The 17,073-nt window shown below is 35.8% G+C and carries 14 protein-coding genes and 1 tRNA gene; 5 read left to right on the top strand and 10 right to left on the bottom strand.

Features of this window, described 5'->3' with window-relative positions:
• Nucleotides 1-5: 5 nt before the first annotated feature.
• The 8 genes from AWW83_RS01745 to AWW83_RS01710 are packed head-to-tail and all read right to left on the bottom strand — an operon-like array spanning nucleotide 6 to nucleotide 8,070.
• Nucleotides 6-836, bottom strand: a complete 831-nt coding sequence (locus AWW83_RS01745; protein WP_092347529.1) for a CPBP family intramembrane glutamic endopeptidase — start codon at nucleotides 834-836, stop codon at nucleotides 6-8.
• Entirely contained in the window at nucleotides 833-2,143 is a 1,311-nt protein-coding gene (purD, locus tag AWW83_RS01740) for a phosphoribosylamine--glycine ligase (RefSeq protein ID WP_092347526.1), read from the bottom strand. The genes AWW83_RS01745 and purD overlap by 4 nt, the downstream gene beginning before the upstream one ends.
• 21 nt (nucleotides 2,144-2,164) lie before the next feature.
• Nucleotides 2,165-3,391, bottom strand: coding sequence for a glycosyltransferase family protein (locus AWW83_RS01735; RefSeq protein ID WP_092347523.1), 1,227 nt, complete (start codon nucleotides 3,389-3,391; stop codon nucleotides 2,165-2,167).
• Entirely contained in the window at nucleotides 3,392-4,468 is a 1,077-nt protein-coding gene (locus tag AWW83_RS01730; RefSeq protein ID WP_092347520.1) for a M24 family metallopeptidase, read from the bottom strand.
• Between the two features lie 5 nt (nucleotides 4,469-4,473).
• The gene (guaB, locus tag AWW83_RS01725) at nucleotides 4,474-5,964 is read right to left on the bottom strand and encodes an IMP dehydrogenase (RefSeq protein ID WP_092347517.1); all 1,491 of its coding nucleotides are present in this window, start codon (nucleotides 5,962-5,964) and stop codon (nucleotides 4,474-4,476) included.
• Between the two features lie 9 nt (nucleotides 5,965-5,973).
• Nucleotides 5,974-6,402 (bottom strand): hypothetical protein, encoded by a 429-nt coding sequence (locus AWW83_RS01720; protein WP_092347514.1) that lies wholly within the window; start codon nucleotides 6,400-6,402, stop codon nucleotides 5,974-5,976.
• An 8-nt stretch (nucleotides 6,403-6,410) separates the two neighbouring features.
• Nucleotides 6,411-6,872 carry a hypothetical protein gene (locus AWW83_RS01715; protein ID WP_092347511.1) on the bottom strand — a complete coding sequence of 154 codons (462 nt, stop codon included), beginning with the start codon at nucleotides 6,870-6,872 and terminating at the stop codon, nucleotides 6,411-6,413.
• A 13-nt stretch (nucleotides 6,873-6,885) separates the two neighbouring features.
• The gene (locus AWW83_RS01710) at nucleotides 6,886-8,070 is read right to left on the bottom strand and encodes an acyl-CoA dehydrogenase family protein (protein WP_234697220.1); all 1,185 of its coding nucleotides are present in this window, start codon (nucleotides 8,068-8,070) and stop codon (nucleotides 6,886-6,888) included.
• A 144-nt stretch (nucleotides 8,071-8,214) separates the two neighbouring features.
• Here AWW83_RS01710 and AWW83_RS01705 point away from each other — a divergent pair, with 144 nt between their 5' ends.
• Both AWW83_RS01705 and sixA read left to right on the top strand, forming a co-directional pair.
• Complete coding sequence (locus AWW83_RS01705; RefSeq protein ID WP_092347505.1) at nucleotides 8,215-10,095, top strand: S9 family peptidase; 1,881 nt, start codon at nucleotides 8,215-8,217, stop codon at nucleotides 10,093-10,095.
• Entirely contained in the window at nucleotides 10,092-10,577 is a 486-nt protein-coding gene (sixA, locus tag AWW83_RS01700) for a phosphohistidine phosphatase SixA (RefSeq protein ID WP_092347502.1), read from the top strand. The genes AWW83_RS01705 and sixA overlap by 4 nt, the downstream gene beginning before the upstream one ends.
• A gap of 9 nt (nucleotides 10,578-10,586) precedes the next feature.
• On the opposite strand, the gene AWW83_RS01695 is transcribed toward sixA, so the two are convergent.
• A tRNA-Gly gene (locus tag AWW83_RS01695) sits at nucleotides 10,587-10,659 on the bottom strand.
• Between the two features lie 117 nt (nucleotides 10,660-10,776).
• On the opposite strand from AWW83_RS01695, the gene AWW83_RS01690 reads away from it, so the two are divergent.
• Nucleotides 10,777-11,733 carry a formimidoylglutamase gene (locus AWW83_RS01690; RefSeq protein WP_092347499.1) on the top strand — a complete coding sequence of 319 codons (957 nt, stop codon included), beginning with the start codon at nucleotides 10,777-10,779 and terminating at the stop codon, nucleotides 11,731-11,733.
• Nucleotide 11,734: 1 nt separating this feature from the next.
• Entirely contained in the window at nucleotides 11,735-14,905 is a 3,171-nt protein-coding gene (locus tag AWW83_RS01685) for a PAS domain S-box protein (RefSeq protein ID WP_092347496.1), read from the top strand.
• 80 nt (nucleotides 14,906-14,985) lie between these two features.
• On the opposite strand, the gene AWW83_RS01680 is transcribed toward AWW83_RS01685, so the two are convergent.
• On the bottom strand, nucleotides 14,986-16,062 hold the full coding sequence (locus AWW83_RS01680; RefSeq protein WP_092347493.1) for a hypothetical protein: 1,077 nt from the start codon (nucleotides 16,060-16,062) through the stop codon (nucleotides 14,986-14,988).
• 191 nt (nucleotides 16,063-16,253) lie between these two features.
• Here AWW83_RS01680 and AWW83_RS01675 point away from each other — a divergent pair, with 191 nt between their 5' ends.
• Complete coding sequence (locus AWW83_RS01675) at nucleotides 16,254-17,069, top strand: cytochrome C assembly family protein (protein ID WP_092347490.1); 816 nt, start codon at nucleotides 16,254-16,256, stop codon at nucleotides 17,067-17,069.
• The last annotated feature ends 4 nt before the right edge of the window (nucleotides 17,070-17,073 follow it).

The following is a 17,073-nucleotide window of genomic DNA, read 5'->3' as shown; positions in this document are numbered from 1 at the left end:
TCTTCTCATTTACCGAGTCGTTTGTTTTTCAGAATGAAAATTGTTGATGCAATTAAAACAAAACTTGTCAAGATGCTCCCTTCTGGACCGAAATCACCACCGGAGATTAAGTTTTCTGAATTTATCTGAACATCAAAAACAGGCTCAATCAAGGTTGAACCACTGACAGGGAGCGAATATAAATAACCTTGGAAGAAATTCCACGAAAAGTGTAAAGATATTGGAAGCCAAAGTGAGTTTGCTTTTATGTAAGCGGAGGAGAGCCAAAGTCCAGCGAGGAATATATTCGCAAGTGAAATTAAGTTAACATTTGGATTAAAAATATGAGCAGATGCAAAGAGGAGTGAGAAAACAACTGTTGCGATTGCGGGATTTGTTGCCTCAATTAATCTTTGAAAAGGATAACCTCGGAATAAAATTTCTTCGGCAAGTGCAACAAGCACAAAAAATAAAAGTGCTTCAAAAATTTGTGGATAAATCTGATTGGGTGTAAAGTTGTATGTGTAATATCCTGCGATTGCATTTGGGATGACTACAAGCGTTATCATAACGAAGCCAAGGATTAAACCAAAAGTTATCTCATATTTTGTCTTCTCCGAAATTTTAAGCCCGACCTCGGATAAATTTTTCCCCTCAAAAAAGTGCATCATTATAAAAGTCGCAATTAAAACACAAATGAGGAAAAGAAACTCGCTTATTAAAATCTCCTGTGGAATATGTAGGATGGCAAAGACGGCGTTTATTAGCGTAATTGAGAATGCAAATATAATGAAGAAGATCAAGATTCTCCATCCATTTCGTAGTTTATTTTGTTGATCAAGGAAAATTGAACTCATTCAAGAAGTAATGTTTTATTTTTGATGTAGTTTATGGCTTTTTTGCCGATGTCGGTTCGGTAATGCATTCCATCAAATTTAATTTTTTCAACCGCCGTGTAAACTTTTTTAATCGTGCTTTCAAAATCATTTTCAGGACCGATTGCCGTTACGCCTATAACTCTGCCACCTGAAGTTAGAATTTTGCCATTAACTTTTTTCGTTCCGGCGTGAAACAAAATAACATCGCTCATATTTTTTACTTCTTCCAGTCCATAAATTTCTTTGCCAATTTCATAACTATCGGGATAACCTGACGATGCGAGAATGACGCAAATGGCGGTTGCTTTTTTTATGCTGTAATTGAAATTTTTGACTCCGCCATCAATTGCTCTGTAAAACATTTCAATTATATCACCATCAAGAAGCGGAAGAACCACCTGAGTTTCGGGGTCTCCAAATCTGCAATTGAATTCAAGAACTTTCGGACCATCCTTTGTTATCATGAGTCCGCAATATAGACAACCTTTGTAAGTTCTGCCTTCGTTTTTTAAACCTTCAATCGTTGGTTTTATTATTTCTGATTTTATCCTTTCAAACATTGCTTCATCAATCAAAGGTGTTGGTGCGTATGAACCCATACCGCCTGTGTTTTTTCCCATGTCGTTGTCAAAAATTCTTTTATAATCCTGAGCAGGAGCAAGTGTTATGAAATCCTCTCCGTCAGTTATGGCAAAGACAGATGCTTCCTCACCTTGCAAAAATTCCTCAATCACGATCTTTTCCCCGGCTGAACCAAAAATTTTTTGATTCAAGTAAAGGTCAATTGTTTTAATGGCATCTTCAACACTTTCACATATTGTAACACCTTTTCCGCCAGCAAGACCGTCGGCTTTGATCACAATGGGTGGGTTTAAAGATTTGGCGAAATTTTCTGCTTTGTTAATTTCATCACATGTAAATGTTTTATAATTTGCGGTTGGAATTCCATATTTTTTCATAAAGTTTTTTGCGAAAATCTTACTGCTTTCAATTTCCGCTGAAATTTTCCTTGGTCCGAAAATTTTCAATCCATTTGATTCAAACAGATCAACAATTCCAAGTGAAAGTGGAAGTTCAGGACCTACAACTGTAAGATCAATTTTATTCTCAATTGCAAAGTTTAAAAGTGAATTTAAATCTTCTGCTTTTATCGGGATTGTTTCTGCAATTTCGGATATGCCTGCATTTCCTGGGGCACAGAAAATTTTTTCAACATTTTTTGATTGTGCTATTTTCCATACGAGTGCGTGTTCCCTTCCGCCACCACCGACAACGAGAACTTTCATAGCTTCTGAATCAAATTTGTTTTAATCATAAACGAAGTTTTCAAGCTCCCTGACGAGATTGATGATTATTCTGTTTATATCGTAATTTTCAATGTTTATTTTCGGGGTGAGTTTTCTATCGTTTAAAAAAAGTTCAAATGCCTTTTCAAATGCAAGCACGATTGAAGATGGTTCGTTTGTATCAGCGATGAGAGAATTTTTTTGATCTCCAATTATGTATCTGAAACTGTTTGAGCCATCAACTATTGCTATATATGGTTTTTCAACCGCTGCGTAGTCATAAGGTATGTTTGATATGTCAAAATCGTCAAGGTAAAGTAAGAAGTCAGATGAAAGCAAAGTTTTAATGTAATTTTCACGGTTTAGGTTTAGGTAAATTCTGATGTTGTCTTTAAGTTGAAATTTTGTGATTAGATTTATCACTTCATTTGTCGGAATTCCTATGAGATTGAGCAAAAGAGATTTTTTGAAGAGTTGTTCTTTTTTTGAGAGATAGGCGAGGGCGTTCAAAACAAGTTTGATTTTTTTACCGCCAATTTTACCCGATGAAAATGTAAGTGTGAATTTATCATCAGAGCTTGCGACATAATTTTGAAATTCAAATGGCTCAAATCCAGTTGGGATAATTTTAACAAGGTTATAATCAAGGAAGAGATAGTTTTGAAGGAGATGATCTTTGATTTTTCTGTTATCAACGATGACCGAATGGCTTGTGCGTAGAAGTTTTTCTTCTGTTTTTGATGGTGATTTTTTTTGATTTTGGATGAAGGAATAATCAATTATAAGCGGAATTTTGAACTTTTTTGCCAAATAAGCACCGACCTGAGCTGTTGAAAGTGGCGGGACGAACGCAATTATTGCGTTGTATTTTTCGCTTTTTAAAATTTTTTCACCAAGTTTTGTCGCTCTTGATTTCCAGATTTCTTCCGGTTCATTTAAGCTGGCAATTTTATAAAGATAAGATAAAATTTCTGCTGAAATTTCACGCTTTACATTCGGATAATTAGCGCTGGCAATTTTTGAAAAAACTTTGATAAGATTCACCGCATAAACTTTAATTCCACTTTCTTTGACACGCTCGGAAAGTGAAAAATCTTTTAAGACATTGAATGTTGAGTGATTTAGTGTTAAAACGGTGGAATTCCAGCCATATTGTGTTAAGTATTTTGCGAAATTTAAAACGCGAATTCCAGAGCCGTAGATAACCGGCGGAAAATAATAGGTTATCATTAAAACTTTTCTTTGCATTCAAATTTCAATCAAATTTCTTGGTAATGTTGTTAAGACCTGCGGCGTTGAATTTATTAAAATATCATCTTCAATTCTTACACCGCCAAAATTCGGGATGTATATTCCTGGTTCAATGGTTATAACATTACCGTTTTGAAGCACATAATTGCTTTTGGGTGAAATTCTCGGGAGTGTGTGAATTTCTACACCAATACCATGTCCGAGCGAATGTCCGAAAAATTTTCCATATCCTTTTTGCTTGATGTAATTTCTTGCTATTGAATCAAGAATATTTGCTTTTAAACCCGACTTTGCATTTTCAATTGCTCTTGATTGAGCGTCAAAGACGATTTGATAAATTTTCTTTTGCTCGCTTGTTGCTTTGCCGACAACAATTGTTCTCGTTATATCGGAGTGATAGCCATTAAAAACACATCCAAAATCAATAACTATAAACTCACCTTTTTTTATTTTTTTCGCAGATGCAACTCCGTGCGGGAGAGCGCTTCTCCATCCGCTTGCGACGATTATATCAAAAGCATCTTTTTCAGCCCCGTATTTTTTGTGAAGATATGAAATTTCAGAGGCGATGTCTAATTCTGAAATTCCGGGTTTGATTAGTTTTAAAACTTCGTTGAAAACCTTCTCGCTTATTTTTATTGCCGATTTTATGTTTTCAATTTCTTCAGCGGTTTTAACAGCGGAAATTTCTTCAATTAAATTTTTTACCGGGAAAAACTTTACATTTTTAAATGTTCGTTTCAGCTCAAGCACGAAAGCAAATGAAGCGTGGTCTGCTTCAAAGCCAACTCTTTTTAGATTTTGCATTATGTTTTTTTCGCTTGTGATGTCAAGAAGTGATTTCCCAGTTGCAATGAGTTTTTTGAAGTGTTTGACCTGGATTTTAACTTGTTCTTTATATCTGAAATCTGTAATTAAAATTGCGTCTTTCTTACTTACAAAGCATAGAGCAGATGAGCCGGAAAATCCCGTGAGATATCTTATGTGAGGCAAGTGAGATATTAAAATTGCGTCAATTCCAAGTTGTTCAATTTTTTCTCTGACTTTTTCAAGTTTGATTTTCCAATCTTTCATTTCGTTTAGAGATTTGATATGCTGTAATTTGGAGCTTCTTTTGTGATTATGACATCGTGTGGGTGGCTTTCACGTAGCCCAGCATTTGTCATAAGGATAAATTTTGTTTTAGTTTTCATCTCGTAGATATTTCTCGCTCCGCAATATCCCATTGCAGATCTTAGACCGCCAACCATTTGATAGACGACATCGCTTAAATGTCCTTTATATGGGACTCTTCCTTCAATTCCTTCCGGGACAAGCTTTTTTATATCATCTTCAACATCCTGAAAATATCTATCACTGCTTCCGGATTTCATTGCTTCAATTGAGCCCATTCCTCTGTAAACTTTATAACTTCTTCCTTCGTACAAAACTTTTTCACCGGGGCTTTCTTCCGTTCCCGCAAATAAAGCCCCAATCATCACGGAGTCAGCTCCCGCAGCGATTGCTTTTGCAATATCTCCAGTTTGCTTTATTCCGCCATCTGCTATTATCGGAATTTTATATTTGATTGCTACTTCTGCGCAGTTCATAATTGCTGTTATCTGCGGGACGCCAACCCCAGTGACGACTCTTGTTGTGCATATTGAACCTGGACCTATTCCAACTTTTACAGCGTCAGCTCCTGCTTTTATAAGTTCAAGTGTTGCTTCAGCGGTTGCAACATTTCCTGCTATGACATCAAGTTCCGGGAATTTTTTCTTTATTCTTTTTAACATTTCAATCACGCCTTTTGAATGTCCGTGTGCTGTATCAATTACAATTACATCAACGCCTGCTTTTTTAAGTTCCTCCACTCTTTCAATTGTATCTGATTTTATTCCAACAGCTGCACCAACGCGTAAGCGTCCTAATTCATCTTTGCAAGCATTAGGATATTTCTTTTTCTTCTGGATATCTTTAAAAGTTATCAAACCTCGCAAGTATCCCTTTTCATCAACAACGGGAAGTTTTTCAATTTTGTATTTTTGAAGTATCTTTTCAGCCTCTTCAAGCGTTGTTCCAACGGGTGCAGTTATCAAATTTGAATTTGTCATATATTTTGAAACTTCAGCATCGGGTTCGGGATTAAACCTTAAATCTCGGTTTGTGACTATTCCTACAAGTTTGCCGTTTGAATCCACGATTGGGATTCCGGAGATTTTATACTTGCTCATTATCTCAAGAGCTTCACGAACTTTTTTATCAGGTGTGAGTGTGATTGGATTTAGAATCATACCGCTTTCGGAGCGTTTAACTCTGTCAACCTCGCTTACTTGTCTTTCAATGCTCATGTTTTTATGAATTATTCCAATGCCTCCTTCTCTTGCTATTGCAATTGCCATTTCAGATTCAGTCACGGTATCCATAGCAGCACTTACCAGCGGAATGTTAAGTTTTATGTTTTTTGTTAAGTAAGTTGAGACATCAACATCTCTTGGTAAAATATCAGATTTAGCTGGGACAAGCAAAACATCATCAAATGTGTAAGCCGAACCTATGATTTTGTTTTTGAATAAACTATTGCGAGGCATGCGATTGGATCAAATTAGTTTTAAAAGTTTTAATATGAATTCAAGCGCATCCCTGTTCAAAAGAATTATCGTGAATAAAAGTATGATGAAAAGAATTGTGAATCTTCTCTCAAGCTTTAATGCCATATTCTCTATCTCCTTGCGCAACTCAACACGAACCGATTCAATTCTTGAGTTTAATTCATTTTTCACGGAGTCAATTTTTGAGTCAATTGATTCAATTTTTGCGTAAATTTCACCTCTTAAAGCATCAAGTTCTTTTTTCGTTGCAATTTCTTTCAAAAGTTCATCCCTTAACTCAAATTTTGTCTGACTCCACTTGTTCACAATCTCGTAGTCAATCACTTTCTCAAGTGCAAGCACAATCTTCTTCGCCCTCTCACTACCAAGTGCCTCCTCAAACTCTATGTATACCTCAGCAGGTATAGTTATGGGCATAGTCAAATCTAAATTAGTTTTAAAAGTTTTAATATGAATTCAAGAGCATCCCTGTTCAAAAGAATTATCGTAAATAAAAGTATGAGGAAAAGAATTGTGAATCTTCTCTCAAGCTTTAATGCCATATTCTCTATCTCTTTGCGCAACTCAACACGAACTGATTCAATCCTTGAATTTAGCTCGTCACGAACTGATTCAATCCTTGAGTTTAATTCATTTTTCACAGAGTCAATTTTTGAGTCAATTGATTCAATTTTTGCGTAAATTTCACCTCTTAAAGCATCAAGTTCTTTTTTCGTTGCAATTTCTTTCAAAAGTTCATCCCTTAACTCAAATTTTGTCTGACTCCACTTGTTCACAATCTCGTAGTCAATCACTTTCTCAAGTGCAAGCACAATCTTCTTCGCCCTCTCACTACCAAGTGCCTCCTCAAACTCTATGTATACCTCAGCAGGTATAGTTATGGGCATAATTTCACCTTTTTTATTTGAAAGCCGAATAACCTGTTATATACTCTCCAATTATTAATGTGTGAATGTCGTGAGTTCCTTCATAAGTTTTGACTGATTCAAGATTGTTCATATGTCTCATTACGGGATATTCGTTTAAAATTCCATTTGCCCCAAGGATATCGCGTGCAAGACGTGCGATTTCAAGTGCGTGATAAACATTATTTCTTTTTGCAAGTGAAACTTGAACATAGTTTGCTTTGCCTTGATCTTTTAATCTGCCAAGTTGTATGCAAAGAAGTTGAGCTTTTGTTATTTCAGTGAGCATATAAACAAGTTTTTCTTGAACTAGCTGGAAAGAAGCAATTGGTTTATCAAATTGGATTCTTGTTTTCGCATATTCAAGTGCAGTTTCATAGCAAGCCATTGCAGCTCCAACAGCGCCCCAAGCGATCCCGTATCTTGCCTGTGTTAAGCACATAAGTGCTGCTTTTAGACCAACTGCTTTCGGAAGTATGTTTTCCTCGGGGATCCAGCAGTCCTGAAAGACAAGTTCGCTTGTCACAGATGCACGAAGCGAATGTTTACCCTTCATTTCTGGCGCTTCAAATCCTGGCGTTCCTTTTTCAACTAAAAAACCTCGTATAACCCCATCAAGTTTAGCCCAGACAACGGCAACATCTGCGATTGAACCGTTCGTTATCCACATTTTTGTTCCATTGAGGACAAAACCGCCATTTTTATATTCTGCTTTTGTTCTCAACCCCCCAGGATTTGAGCCGAAATCTGGCTCGGTCAAACCAAAGCAACCAATTTTCTCGCCCCGTGCAAGTTTCGGAAGCCAGTAATTTTTTTGTTCTTCGCTACCAAATTCATAAATCGGATACATAACAAGTGCACTTTGAACTGATGCAAAACTTCTTATTCCGCTATCTCCACGCTCAAGCTCCTGCATTATCAAACCATAAGCAACATTGTTCAAATTTGCACAGCCATATTTTTCTGGAAGTGTTGCCCCGAAAATTCCAAGTTCCGCCATCTCTGGAATTAGGTGCATTGGAAAAGTCCCTTCCATATAATGTTTCTCAATTATGGGTATAACTTTTTCATCAACCCATTCTCTTATAGTATCACGGACCATTTTTTCTTCTTCGGTGAGAAGTTCTTCGGTGTTATAAAAGTCAACGCCCTTGAACTTGGTTCCCACTATCATTGGCATTTCAGATTTTTATTTTTGATTTTGAACAAAATTATCAAAAAATCCGTCCAAATGCAAGAGAACCTTATAAAATTTCGGGCTTTGACAACTTTAAAAATTTTTTTAACTTGTATTTGAAACAAAAACAAAAGTCATCATTTTAAAATGACAAAAAGAAAACTTCTCTTCTCATTTTTCCTTCTTCTCTTTTTGCCTGTTTTTGCTCTTGCTCAAACTTACACGATTGAACAGTATCTCAACATAAGAAGCGCAGCATCTCCAACGCTATCCCCAGATGGAAAATTTATTGCTTATTTGACCGACATAACGGGAACAAATCAGGTTTGGAAAATTGGCGTTGAATCCGGTTGCCCAGAACAGATGACATTTTTTGATGAACGAGTTCAATTTGTATCTTGGAATCCGAAGGATAAATACTGGATATTGTTTGGCAAAGATGTGGGTGGAAATGAACGAACACAACTTTTCCTTTTAAAATCCGATGCAAGTGAAATTAGAAGATTAACTCACAAAGATGATATAATTTACAATTTCGGTGCGTGGAATAACGATGGGACAATGTTTGCTTACACATCAAATGAAAGAGATCAAAGATATTTTGATGTTTATGTGATGAACATAAAAACTGGACATGTTAGACTTGTGTGGCAAAACGATGGCAATAATTCCGTCGTTGCTTGGTCTCCCGATGGGAAGTATATTCTCGCTTCACAAAACAGAAGCAGTTTTGATAACGATCTTTATCTCATTGAATACGAAACTGGAAAAGTTTATAACATAACACCTCACAAAGAGCAGGCAAGATACTTTGGGGCTAAATTTTCAAAAGATGGACGGAGAATTTATCTCCTCTCGGATGAAGGTAAAGAATTTACAGGGATTGCTTACATTGATGTTCCGAATGGAAAGTTAAATTATATCTACACAACTAATTGGGATGTTGAAACGATTGAACTTTCAAAAGATGGCAGGAAAATTATTTTTGTTTTGAATGTTGACGGATACAGCGAGGTTTATTCACTTGACCTTATAACGAAAAAAACGCAAAAGTTAAATTTCCCGAGCGATGGGATAGTTGGCAGTTTGAGATTTACATCTGATGGAAACAAAATTGTCTTTACCTATCAAAGTCCGGTTAAAAATCAGGATATTTACATTTATGATGTTTTAAAGGGGACTTACAGACAGATAACGCAGAGTTCAACCGCCGGCATTCCACCATCATCGTTCGTTAAACCGCAACTTGTTCGTTTTAAATCTTTTGATGGGCTTGAAATTCCGGGGTATCTTTATCTTCCGAAAAATGCAAAGAAAGATGCTTCTTTACCTGTTATAGTTTCAATTCACGGTGGACCTGAAGCACAAGAGTTGCCGAGATTTTCAGCTCTTTATCAGTATTTTGTCAATAATGGTTATGCTGTTTATGCGCCGAACATTCGTGGAAGCACAGGTTATGGTAAAACATATGCTTCGCTTGACAACACAACAAAGCGCAAAGATGCAATTAGAGATGTTTCACTTATCCCAGAATTTTTAAAATCAACTGGATATATTGACCCGAGTAAAATCGTCGTTTATGGAGGAAGTTATGGTGGTTATATGACGCTTGCAGCTGTGACATTCTACCCGGATTTGTGGGCAGCTGGTGTTGATCTTGTTGGAATTTCAAACTTCTTAACATTTTTGAAGAATACCGGAGCGTGGAGACAAAGACATAGAATGGCTGAATATGGAGACCCGGAAAAAGATGCGGAATTTTTGAGAGAGATTTCACCATTTTATCATGTTGATAAAATAAAAGCACCATTGATGATTATTCAAGGTGCAAATGATCCGAGAGTTCCGAAATCGGAATCAGATCAAATTGTTGAGTCAATCAGATCACGCGGTGGAATAGTTGAGTATCTTGTCTTTGAAGATGAAGGTCATGGTCTTGCAAAACTAAAAAATAGAATTAAAGCGTATAAAGCAATTGTTGAATTCCTTGACAAATATTTCAAAAACAAACCGAAAGCATCAAATTGATTTTATATCTTGTAAGACACGCTGACGCTGAACCAAAAAAGCCGGGGATGAGCGACTTTGAAAGGGAATTAACTTTAAATGGGCGCGAAACTACTCAAAAAATGGCAAAAGCATTGAAGAAAATGGGCGTTAAAATTGACCTTATTGTTTCAAGCCCGCTTGTCCGCGCTGTTCAAACTGCTGAAATTATCCAGGATGTGTTGAACGTTGGAGCGGAAATTTTGAAGTTAAATGAGCTCATCCCTGGCTCTGATTTTATGGCATTTCTCAGTGTAATTTCAAATCTTGAGGCGGAAAATATACTTGCGGTTGGACATGAACCTTATCTTGGTGAATTTTTAAGTTGGTTCATTTGTCTTTCAAAGCCGATTGAATTTGAAAAAAATAGCGTTGCTTGTGTTGAAGTTGAAAGATTTTCTCAATGTGGTGGGGATTTGAAGTGGTTTGTAAACCCTGAACAAATTTTAAAACTTGTGGAGTAAGAAAAGGAGAGCGGGAGACGGGACTCGAACCCGCGACATTCACCTTGGCAAGGTGACGCTCTACCATCTGAGCTACTCCCGCGAAAGTTCATTATAAATATAATACTTGGGAAAGAAAATTTCAAGTTTAATTTGCAGGTATCTGGGAAAATTTGGTCTTGATTTTTGAGAGCAAGTTAAACAAATAATTTCAAATTTTATGGAAATTTTTGAGTTTTTGAATCCGCCGGATGAATCACTTTTTTATTCAAGGGGTGATGAAGATGACCCAAGAATGGGGGATATTGTGTTAAGAGATAAAAAAGATTTTAAAGAGATAGATGTTGTTTTACTTGGTGTTCCGCAAGATGAAGGCGTAAAAAGAAATAAAGGACGTCCGGGCGCAAGAAAAGCCCCAGACGAAGTAAGACGGTATTTTTACAGATTAACACCTTTCAATTTCAAATTTAAAAATCAAATAACGAGATTAAAAATTTTTGACCTTGGAAACTTGAAGATAAATGGGACGCTTGAAGAAATTCACGAGCGACTTTCTTTTATTGTTGATGAACTAATTAAGAATGGAATTTTGCCCATTGTTATTGGTGGTGGGCATGATATTGCTTTTGCGGATTATCTTGGCTTTGCAAAGAATTTTGAAAAAAGGGCAGTTTTAAACATTGATTCGCATCTTGATGTGAGAAACAGCAAGCCGTGTAACAGCGGAACACCTTTCAGACAAATTCTTGAATCCGAAAGTAAACCCGACAAATTAGTTGAAATCGGAATTCAAAATTTTGTAAATTCTTATCATCATTATGAGTATGCCATTAAAAAAGGAGTGAAAATTTTCACACTTGATGATGTTAAAAATTCTGGGCTTGATTCAATCCTTGTTCAGGTTCATCATGAGTTGAAAGATTATCCACTTCATTTGAGTTTTGATGTTGATTCTGTGCGTAATTCCGACGCACCTGGAGTAAGTGCAACTTATCCCGATGGGTTAAAGGTGGAAGATGTTTTAAGAATTGCGTTATATTGTGGTTTAAATTTAAATGTTAAAATTCTTGACATTGCTGAATTTAACCCGGAGTTTGACATTGATGGCAAAACCGCAAGATTGGTTTCATTTTTCATTTTAAACTTCTTAACAGGTATAGCAAATTCCAGAGGTTGACATGCTCAAAACAGTAAGTTTAAAATTTAAGTTTGTCGTTTTTACAATTTTAATAATGCTTGTTTTGATTTTAATTCCAAATTTAGCACGAGGCAAATTCATCACAGAGCCAATTCTTGTTTTCTCGTTGATATTTTTCGCCATTGTTGCGGGGTATATTTTCATTTGGCGGATTTTAAACCCTATTGAGAAATATAAAATTGCGGTTGATCGTGCTTTGAAGGGGCAGTATATTGATTTTGAATTTAAAAGCAGTGATGAAGTTGGAGAACTTGGGATGAAACTCAACAAACTTGTTGATAAACTAAAAAGGCGTGATCTTGAAAATTATATCATCACGAGAATTGACCACACTTTAATCTCAAACATCAAGATTGAGGATTCAGCGGAGGAAATTTTGAAAATTTTTAAAGAGACGCTCGGATATTACAGATTTTCAATTTATCTTGTTAATAAAGAAGAGCAAAAATTTCGGCTTGTTAAGTCGGTTGGATTTGAGGATAAGTATTTGATCCACGAGTTACCAATCGGCGGGCGTGGGTTGATAAATTATGCTTATATGTTTCGCACCTCTGTTTATTCACCAGATGTTTTAAAAGACGAAAGATATATTCAAGAGCATCCGATCATCAGGTCTGAATTTGATGTCCCGCTTATGATAGGGGATGAAGTTATAGGAATTTTAAATGTTGAAAGTGAAAAAGTTGACGGAATAAAGCAGGAGGATAGGGAATTTTTAATGAGAATGGCAGTTCAAATAGCAACTGCTTTTAGAAATTCACAAATTTACAATCAAGCGATAACGAGATTTAAACATTTGAATTTGCTTAATAAAGTTTCACAGACGATCGGGTTTAAACTTGACATAGAAGAGATTTTGAGGTCGGTTTTAAATTTATTGATGGAAAATTATGGGACGAAAAAAATTGCGATTTTTTTGAAAGAGGGAAGCGATGCTTTAAAGTGTAAAATTTCGTTGGGTCTGTCGGAGAAAGTTTTAAAATTGATGGAAAAATATACGCCGTGGCACAGCGAAGCCAATGTATCGCCAATTATGATAAGCGACATAGAAAATGAAAAATCATTTCTTGATTATGAAGAGATTTTTAAGGAATGCGGAATTAAGTCGGTTGTTTTCTTCCCGATCGTTCATCGTGAGAGGTTTATCGGGAGATTGGATATTTATTTTGATTCAAAGAGGACAATTGTAAAGGAAGAAATTGAGTTTGGGGTAAATGTATGCGGTGAAATTGCAAGTGCGATAGAAAATGCACGACTTTTTGATCTTTTGAAATCATCTGAAAAATTCATTAGAACTGTGCTTGAAAATGCTCCAATTGGAATTTTGCGTCTGGATGAGCGAGGTAATTTACTTTATTTGAATTCCGAGATGAGAAGGATAATAGGTGTTTCTGCAATTGATGTTGAGAAATTAACGGGTAAAAAGATAGATTCAATTTTAAATCTTGATGGAGTTGATATTGAGTCGTTCAGGAATTTAATGTTGAAGGGTGAGAGGATAAAAAGATGGTCTGTTTCGTTTAAGTCAGTTGATGGGAGAGAAATATCTTTGATCGTTGATATTGAGCCGATTTTTGCCTCTGGTGGAGCAATTGATGGATACATAGTCATTGCAAGGGATGTGACGGAAGAAGAGCGACTGCAACAGGAGAGATTGAAGTTAAGCAGAGCGATTGAAAATTTGAGCGAAGCAGTTATGATAACGGATGTTGAAGGTAAAATTGAATATGTAAATCCTGCTTTTGAGAGAATTACGGGTTATAAACTTCACGAGGTGATAGGGAAAAACCCAAGATTTTTGAAGAGTGGTAAACAGGATAAAAGTTTTTATGAGAAAATGTGGAATACGATTTTGAAAGGTGAGGTTTGGGAGGGTGAATTAATAAATAGAAAAAAGAACGGCGATTTATATTTTGAGTATATGAGCATTTCTCCGCTTTTTGATAGCAAGGGTAATATAACAAATTTCGTTGCGATCAAGCGTGATATTACGGAGCAGAAACTTTTTGAAGAGCAGATGTTACAATTTCAAAAACTTGAATCAATTGGTTCTATTTCAAGCGGGGTAGCGCATGATTTCAACAATGTTCTCGCTTCAATTCAAACAGGGATAAAGGTTTTGCAAAGGCGATTATCAAGCGAAGACCCAGAGATAATGAAGGTATTGAACATAATTAGGAAGAGCGCTGAAAGGGGAGCAGATATAACAAGACGACTTCTCAATTTCGTCAGGCGTGAGACAGGGAAAGCATCAACGGTTGATGTTAGAGATTTAATCGGCGAAGTTAGAACTTTGATAAGTCACAGTTTTCCTGAAAACATAAAGATTGAAACTTGGGTTGATGAAAATGTTAAGTTTATAAATGCTGATTATGGTCAGATAATTCAAGCGATTATGAATTTGTGTATAAACGCTCGTGATGCTATGCCAGATGGCGGGGTTTTGAAGATTACCGCAAAAAATGTTAGCGCTGATTTAATTAAAACAAGGTTTCACGATGTTTCAGATGAAGATTATGTTGAAATTGCAGTTTCGGATACAGGCACAGGCATTCCAGAGGAAATTAGGGATAAAATTTTTGAGCCATTTTTTACGACGAAACCTGTTGAGAAAGGGACGGGGCTTGGGCTTCCAATTGTGCTTAAAATTATAACATCTCATGACGGCTATATAACTTATGAAACTGAAACAGGCAAAGGCACAACTTTTTACATTTATCTACCTGCGGTTGAGAGAAAAGTTGAGGTTATTGAGGAAGTTAAAGTTGAAAAGATAACACCTGCGGTTGTGTTGATAGTTGAAGATGAAGAGAGTTTAAGATACCTTTTGAAAGAATATCTTGAATCAAGAGGTTATACTGTGATTGCGACGGATGATGGGTATGATGCGATTGAACTTTACAAGATGAACATGGGCAAGATTGACATCGTTATACTTGATATAGGTTTGCCGACGATTGATGGGATAACGACATTTAGGAAGATAAGGCAAATTGATCCAAATGCAAGGGTTGTTTTAACAAGTGGATATTTTTTAACAGAACCATCTCCAACGACTTTAATGGCTGAAGAAGGACTTGATGGTTTCATTCAGAAACCGTATGATGTTGATAAAATTGAATTTTTGATTGAGCGATTTGTAAGGGGATAAAAAAGAATTTGAGTTGGTAAAGCAAGTAAAAGTTAATGTTGGTTTTAGTTTTTTCAATACCGATGAACTTGCGATGTTATTTAGAAACTATAACCAAGTGAAATTCCGATGATAATGATAAATGTGAATCTACGAACATCACGAAGACCGGTGATATCATACTCGTATGTTTGAATCATCACAGGTACTGGTGTGAAAGATAACCTAAAAAACAATCCACCCTTTGGTGGTTGATAGCGATAGCCAATTAGTCCTGATAAAATAGAAGATCTTTCAACAAAAGTTATACCAGCTCCAATTTCAAGATGATGAGAGGAATTAGGATGGCTTATAAAGCTTAATGACAACGGAAAACCAATGCCAAAAATAAGCCAAGAAAAACCTATTCTGAATGAAAAGTTAGGATGGAAGCGATAATCTACATTGGCAGATAAAAACAAACTCTGACCGAAAAGTTCAAGGAATAAAGAACTTCTTTTAATCTCATTTTCTTCTTGTATGTTTGTTTCTTTAAGTAAAGAGAGATAATTTTGGTCGGTTTGATTACCTTTTAAAATGTCATTTAGAGCATTTCTAACTTTATCGGCTAATTTGTAATCGTTATAATTTGCGGTGTATTTATACTTTTTGTTTTGAAATTTAAATTTTAGATTAACCTCTCTATCTTTGCCCTTTATTTCTACACTTTCAATCTCACTATAAGGTATAACTTCTTTTATCTCACATTTGAGATTCTTTTCATCAAGAATGGACGAAAGAGCAAGAAAGACATTTTTAACTGTTGGATTTTCAGATGCAAGGTTGATTGCGTTTTTGACTTGGGCGTTCATCTCTTTTTGTGGATCTGGGAGAATTTTTTCAAATAGGGTATTTAAAATTGCAGTTAATGGAATTAAACGTATATCATCTGCGCTGAAAACTGCATTGTTACTAACATTTGTTGTGTGTGAAATCTGGTTAGTTTTTACGACGACGATGTTTGAATCTGTAAACAGAAGAAAATATCTTATGTAACCACCACCAAGGGTTTCCCAGCCGAAGTTATACTTCCAACTGTCAAATATGAATTTAACCTTTTCGTTGAAATAATCCTGAGCCAAGATTGGCGATGTATGAAAAAGTAAAAGCAACAAAGTCAAGTTAAGTTTATTTAACATAGGAGTTTCACCTCCTATTTTCGTTTTTTGTGGTTGTTTTATAAAAATTAAAACTTTTTGAAATAAAATTTCAAGCGTTTGGTTTTCGGTGTGATATTATGTTGTTTTAGGTTTCAAATTTGTTTTAATTTTCGGGTGGAGTTATATTTAAATCTGAAAAAATAAACGAAAAAGATGCAGTGGCGTTTCTGGTGTTGAAAATTTTTAAATTTCTTCTCCCGTTCCTATACATAGCGACAAGCTGGATGTATGGAAGAGCGTTTTTTAAAGATGATTCGCTTGCTAAAAGATTGAAGACAAAATTTCTCGTTTTTACATTAACTTTTCATTTCATTTATCTTATCATAAGAACTGCCGAGCTTAAACATCCGCCTGTCACTTCAATTTTTGAGCTTTTGTGCGTTCTTGGGTTTTCTCTCTCGCTTGCTTACATCTTGATTGAGTCAATGACTAAAATTAAAAACACTGGCTTTTTTGCAACTTTGATATCTTCGCTTCTTGTTTTGATAGCGGGAATTTTTTCAAGGGATGTTTATGGTTTTGAGCACGATGTTTTAAAGAATGAATTGCTTGCGCTTCATGTGACATCTGCGCTTGTTGGGTATTCCGCTTTTGCGCTTTCGGCGATTTACGGGCTTCTTTACATTATGCTTTATCATAAATTGCGAACGAAAACATTTGACACAGTTTATAAAAATTTGCCAAACCTTGAAACGATTGAATCAATGATGTATAAGTCTGCAATCGTTGGATTTGTTGCTCTAACTCTGGTGATAATTTTTGGTTTTATTTGGTTGCCAAGAGCATTTGAAAACTTTTCTTATACGGATGCAAAGCTTGTTGGAACTTTTATGATATGGATTGTTTATGCAGGTGGTCTTGGTGTGAAGAAAATAACGAGTTTAACGGGGAAGAAGACAGCGTTGATGTCAATAATTGGTTTTATCCTTGCGTTTATACTTATGGCTTTTGCTAACGCTTTGTCGGGATTCCACAAGTTTTATTGATAAT

Origin of the sequence: Candidatus Chryseopegocella kryptomonas (genome assembly GCF_001536065.1) — a bacterium.
GTDB lineage: Bacteria > Bacteroidota > Ignavibacteria > Kryptoniales > Kryptoniaceae > Kryptonium > Kryptonium kryptomonas.
Note: the sequence above shows the minus strand (reverse complement) of the source record. Positions and strands in the feature narration are given on the sequence as shown.

Coding starts and splice junctions, on each gene's coding strand:
- AWW83_RS01720 (WP_092347514.1), bottom strand. CDS start 6,402: ATGCCCATAACTATACCTGCTGAGGTATACATAGAGTTTGAGGAGGCA.
- guaB (WP_092347517.1), bottom strand. CDS start 5,964: ATGCCTCGCAATAGTTTATTCAAAAACAAAATCATAGGTTCGGCTTAC.
- AWW83_RS01705 (WP_092347505.1), top strand. CDS start 8,215: ATGACAAAAAGAAAACTTCTCTTCTCATTTTTCCTTCTTCTCTTTTTG.
- purD (WP_092347526.1), bottom strand. CDS start 2,143: ATGAAAGTTCTCGTTGTCGGTGGTGGCGGAAGGGAACACGCACTCGTA.
- AWW83_RS01745 (WP_092347529.1), bottom strand. CDS start 836: ATGAGTTCAATTTTCCTTGATCAACAAAATAAACTACGAAATGGATGG.
- AWW83_RS01690 (WP_092347499.1), top strand. CDS start 10,777: ATGGAAATTTTTGAGTTTTTGAATCCGCCGGATGAATCACTTTTTTAT.
- AWW83_RS01710 (WP_234697220.1), bottom strand. CDS start 8,070: ATGCCAATGATAGTGGGAACCAAGTTCAAGGGCGTTGACTTTTATAAC.
- AWW83_RS01685 (WP_092347496.1), top strand. CDS start 11,735: ATGCTCAAAACAGTAAGTTTAAAATTTAAGTTTGTCGTTTTTACAATT.
- AWW83_RS01680 (WP_092347493.1), bottom strand. CDS start 16,062: ATGTTAAATAAACTTAACTTGACTTTGTTGCTTTTACTTTTTCATACA.
- AWW83_RS01730 (WP_092347520.1), bottom strand. CDS start 4,468: ATGAAAGATTGGAAAATCAAACTTGAAAAAGTCAGAGAAAAAATTGAA.
- AWW83_RS01735 (WP_092347523.1), bottom strand. CDS start 3,391: ATGCAAAGAAAAGTTTTAATGATAACCTATTATTTTCCGCCGGTTATC.
- AWW83_RS01715 (WP_092347511.1), bottom strand. CDS start 6,872: ATGCCCATAACTATACCTGCTGAGGTATACATAGAGTTTGAGGAGGCA.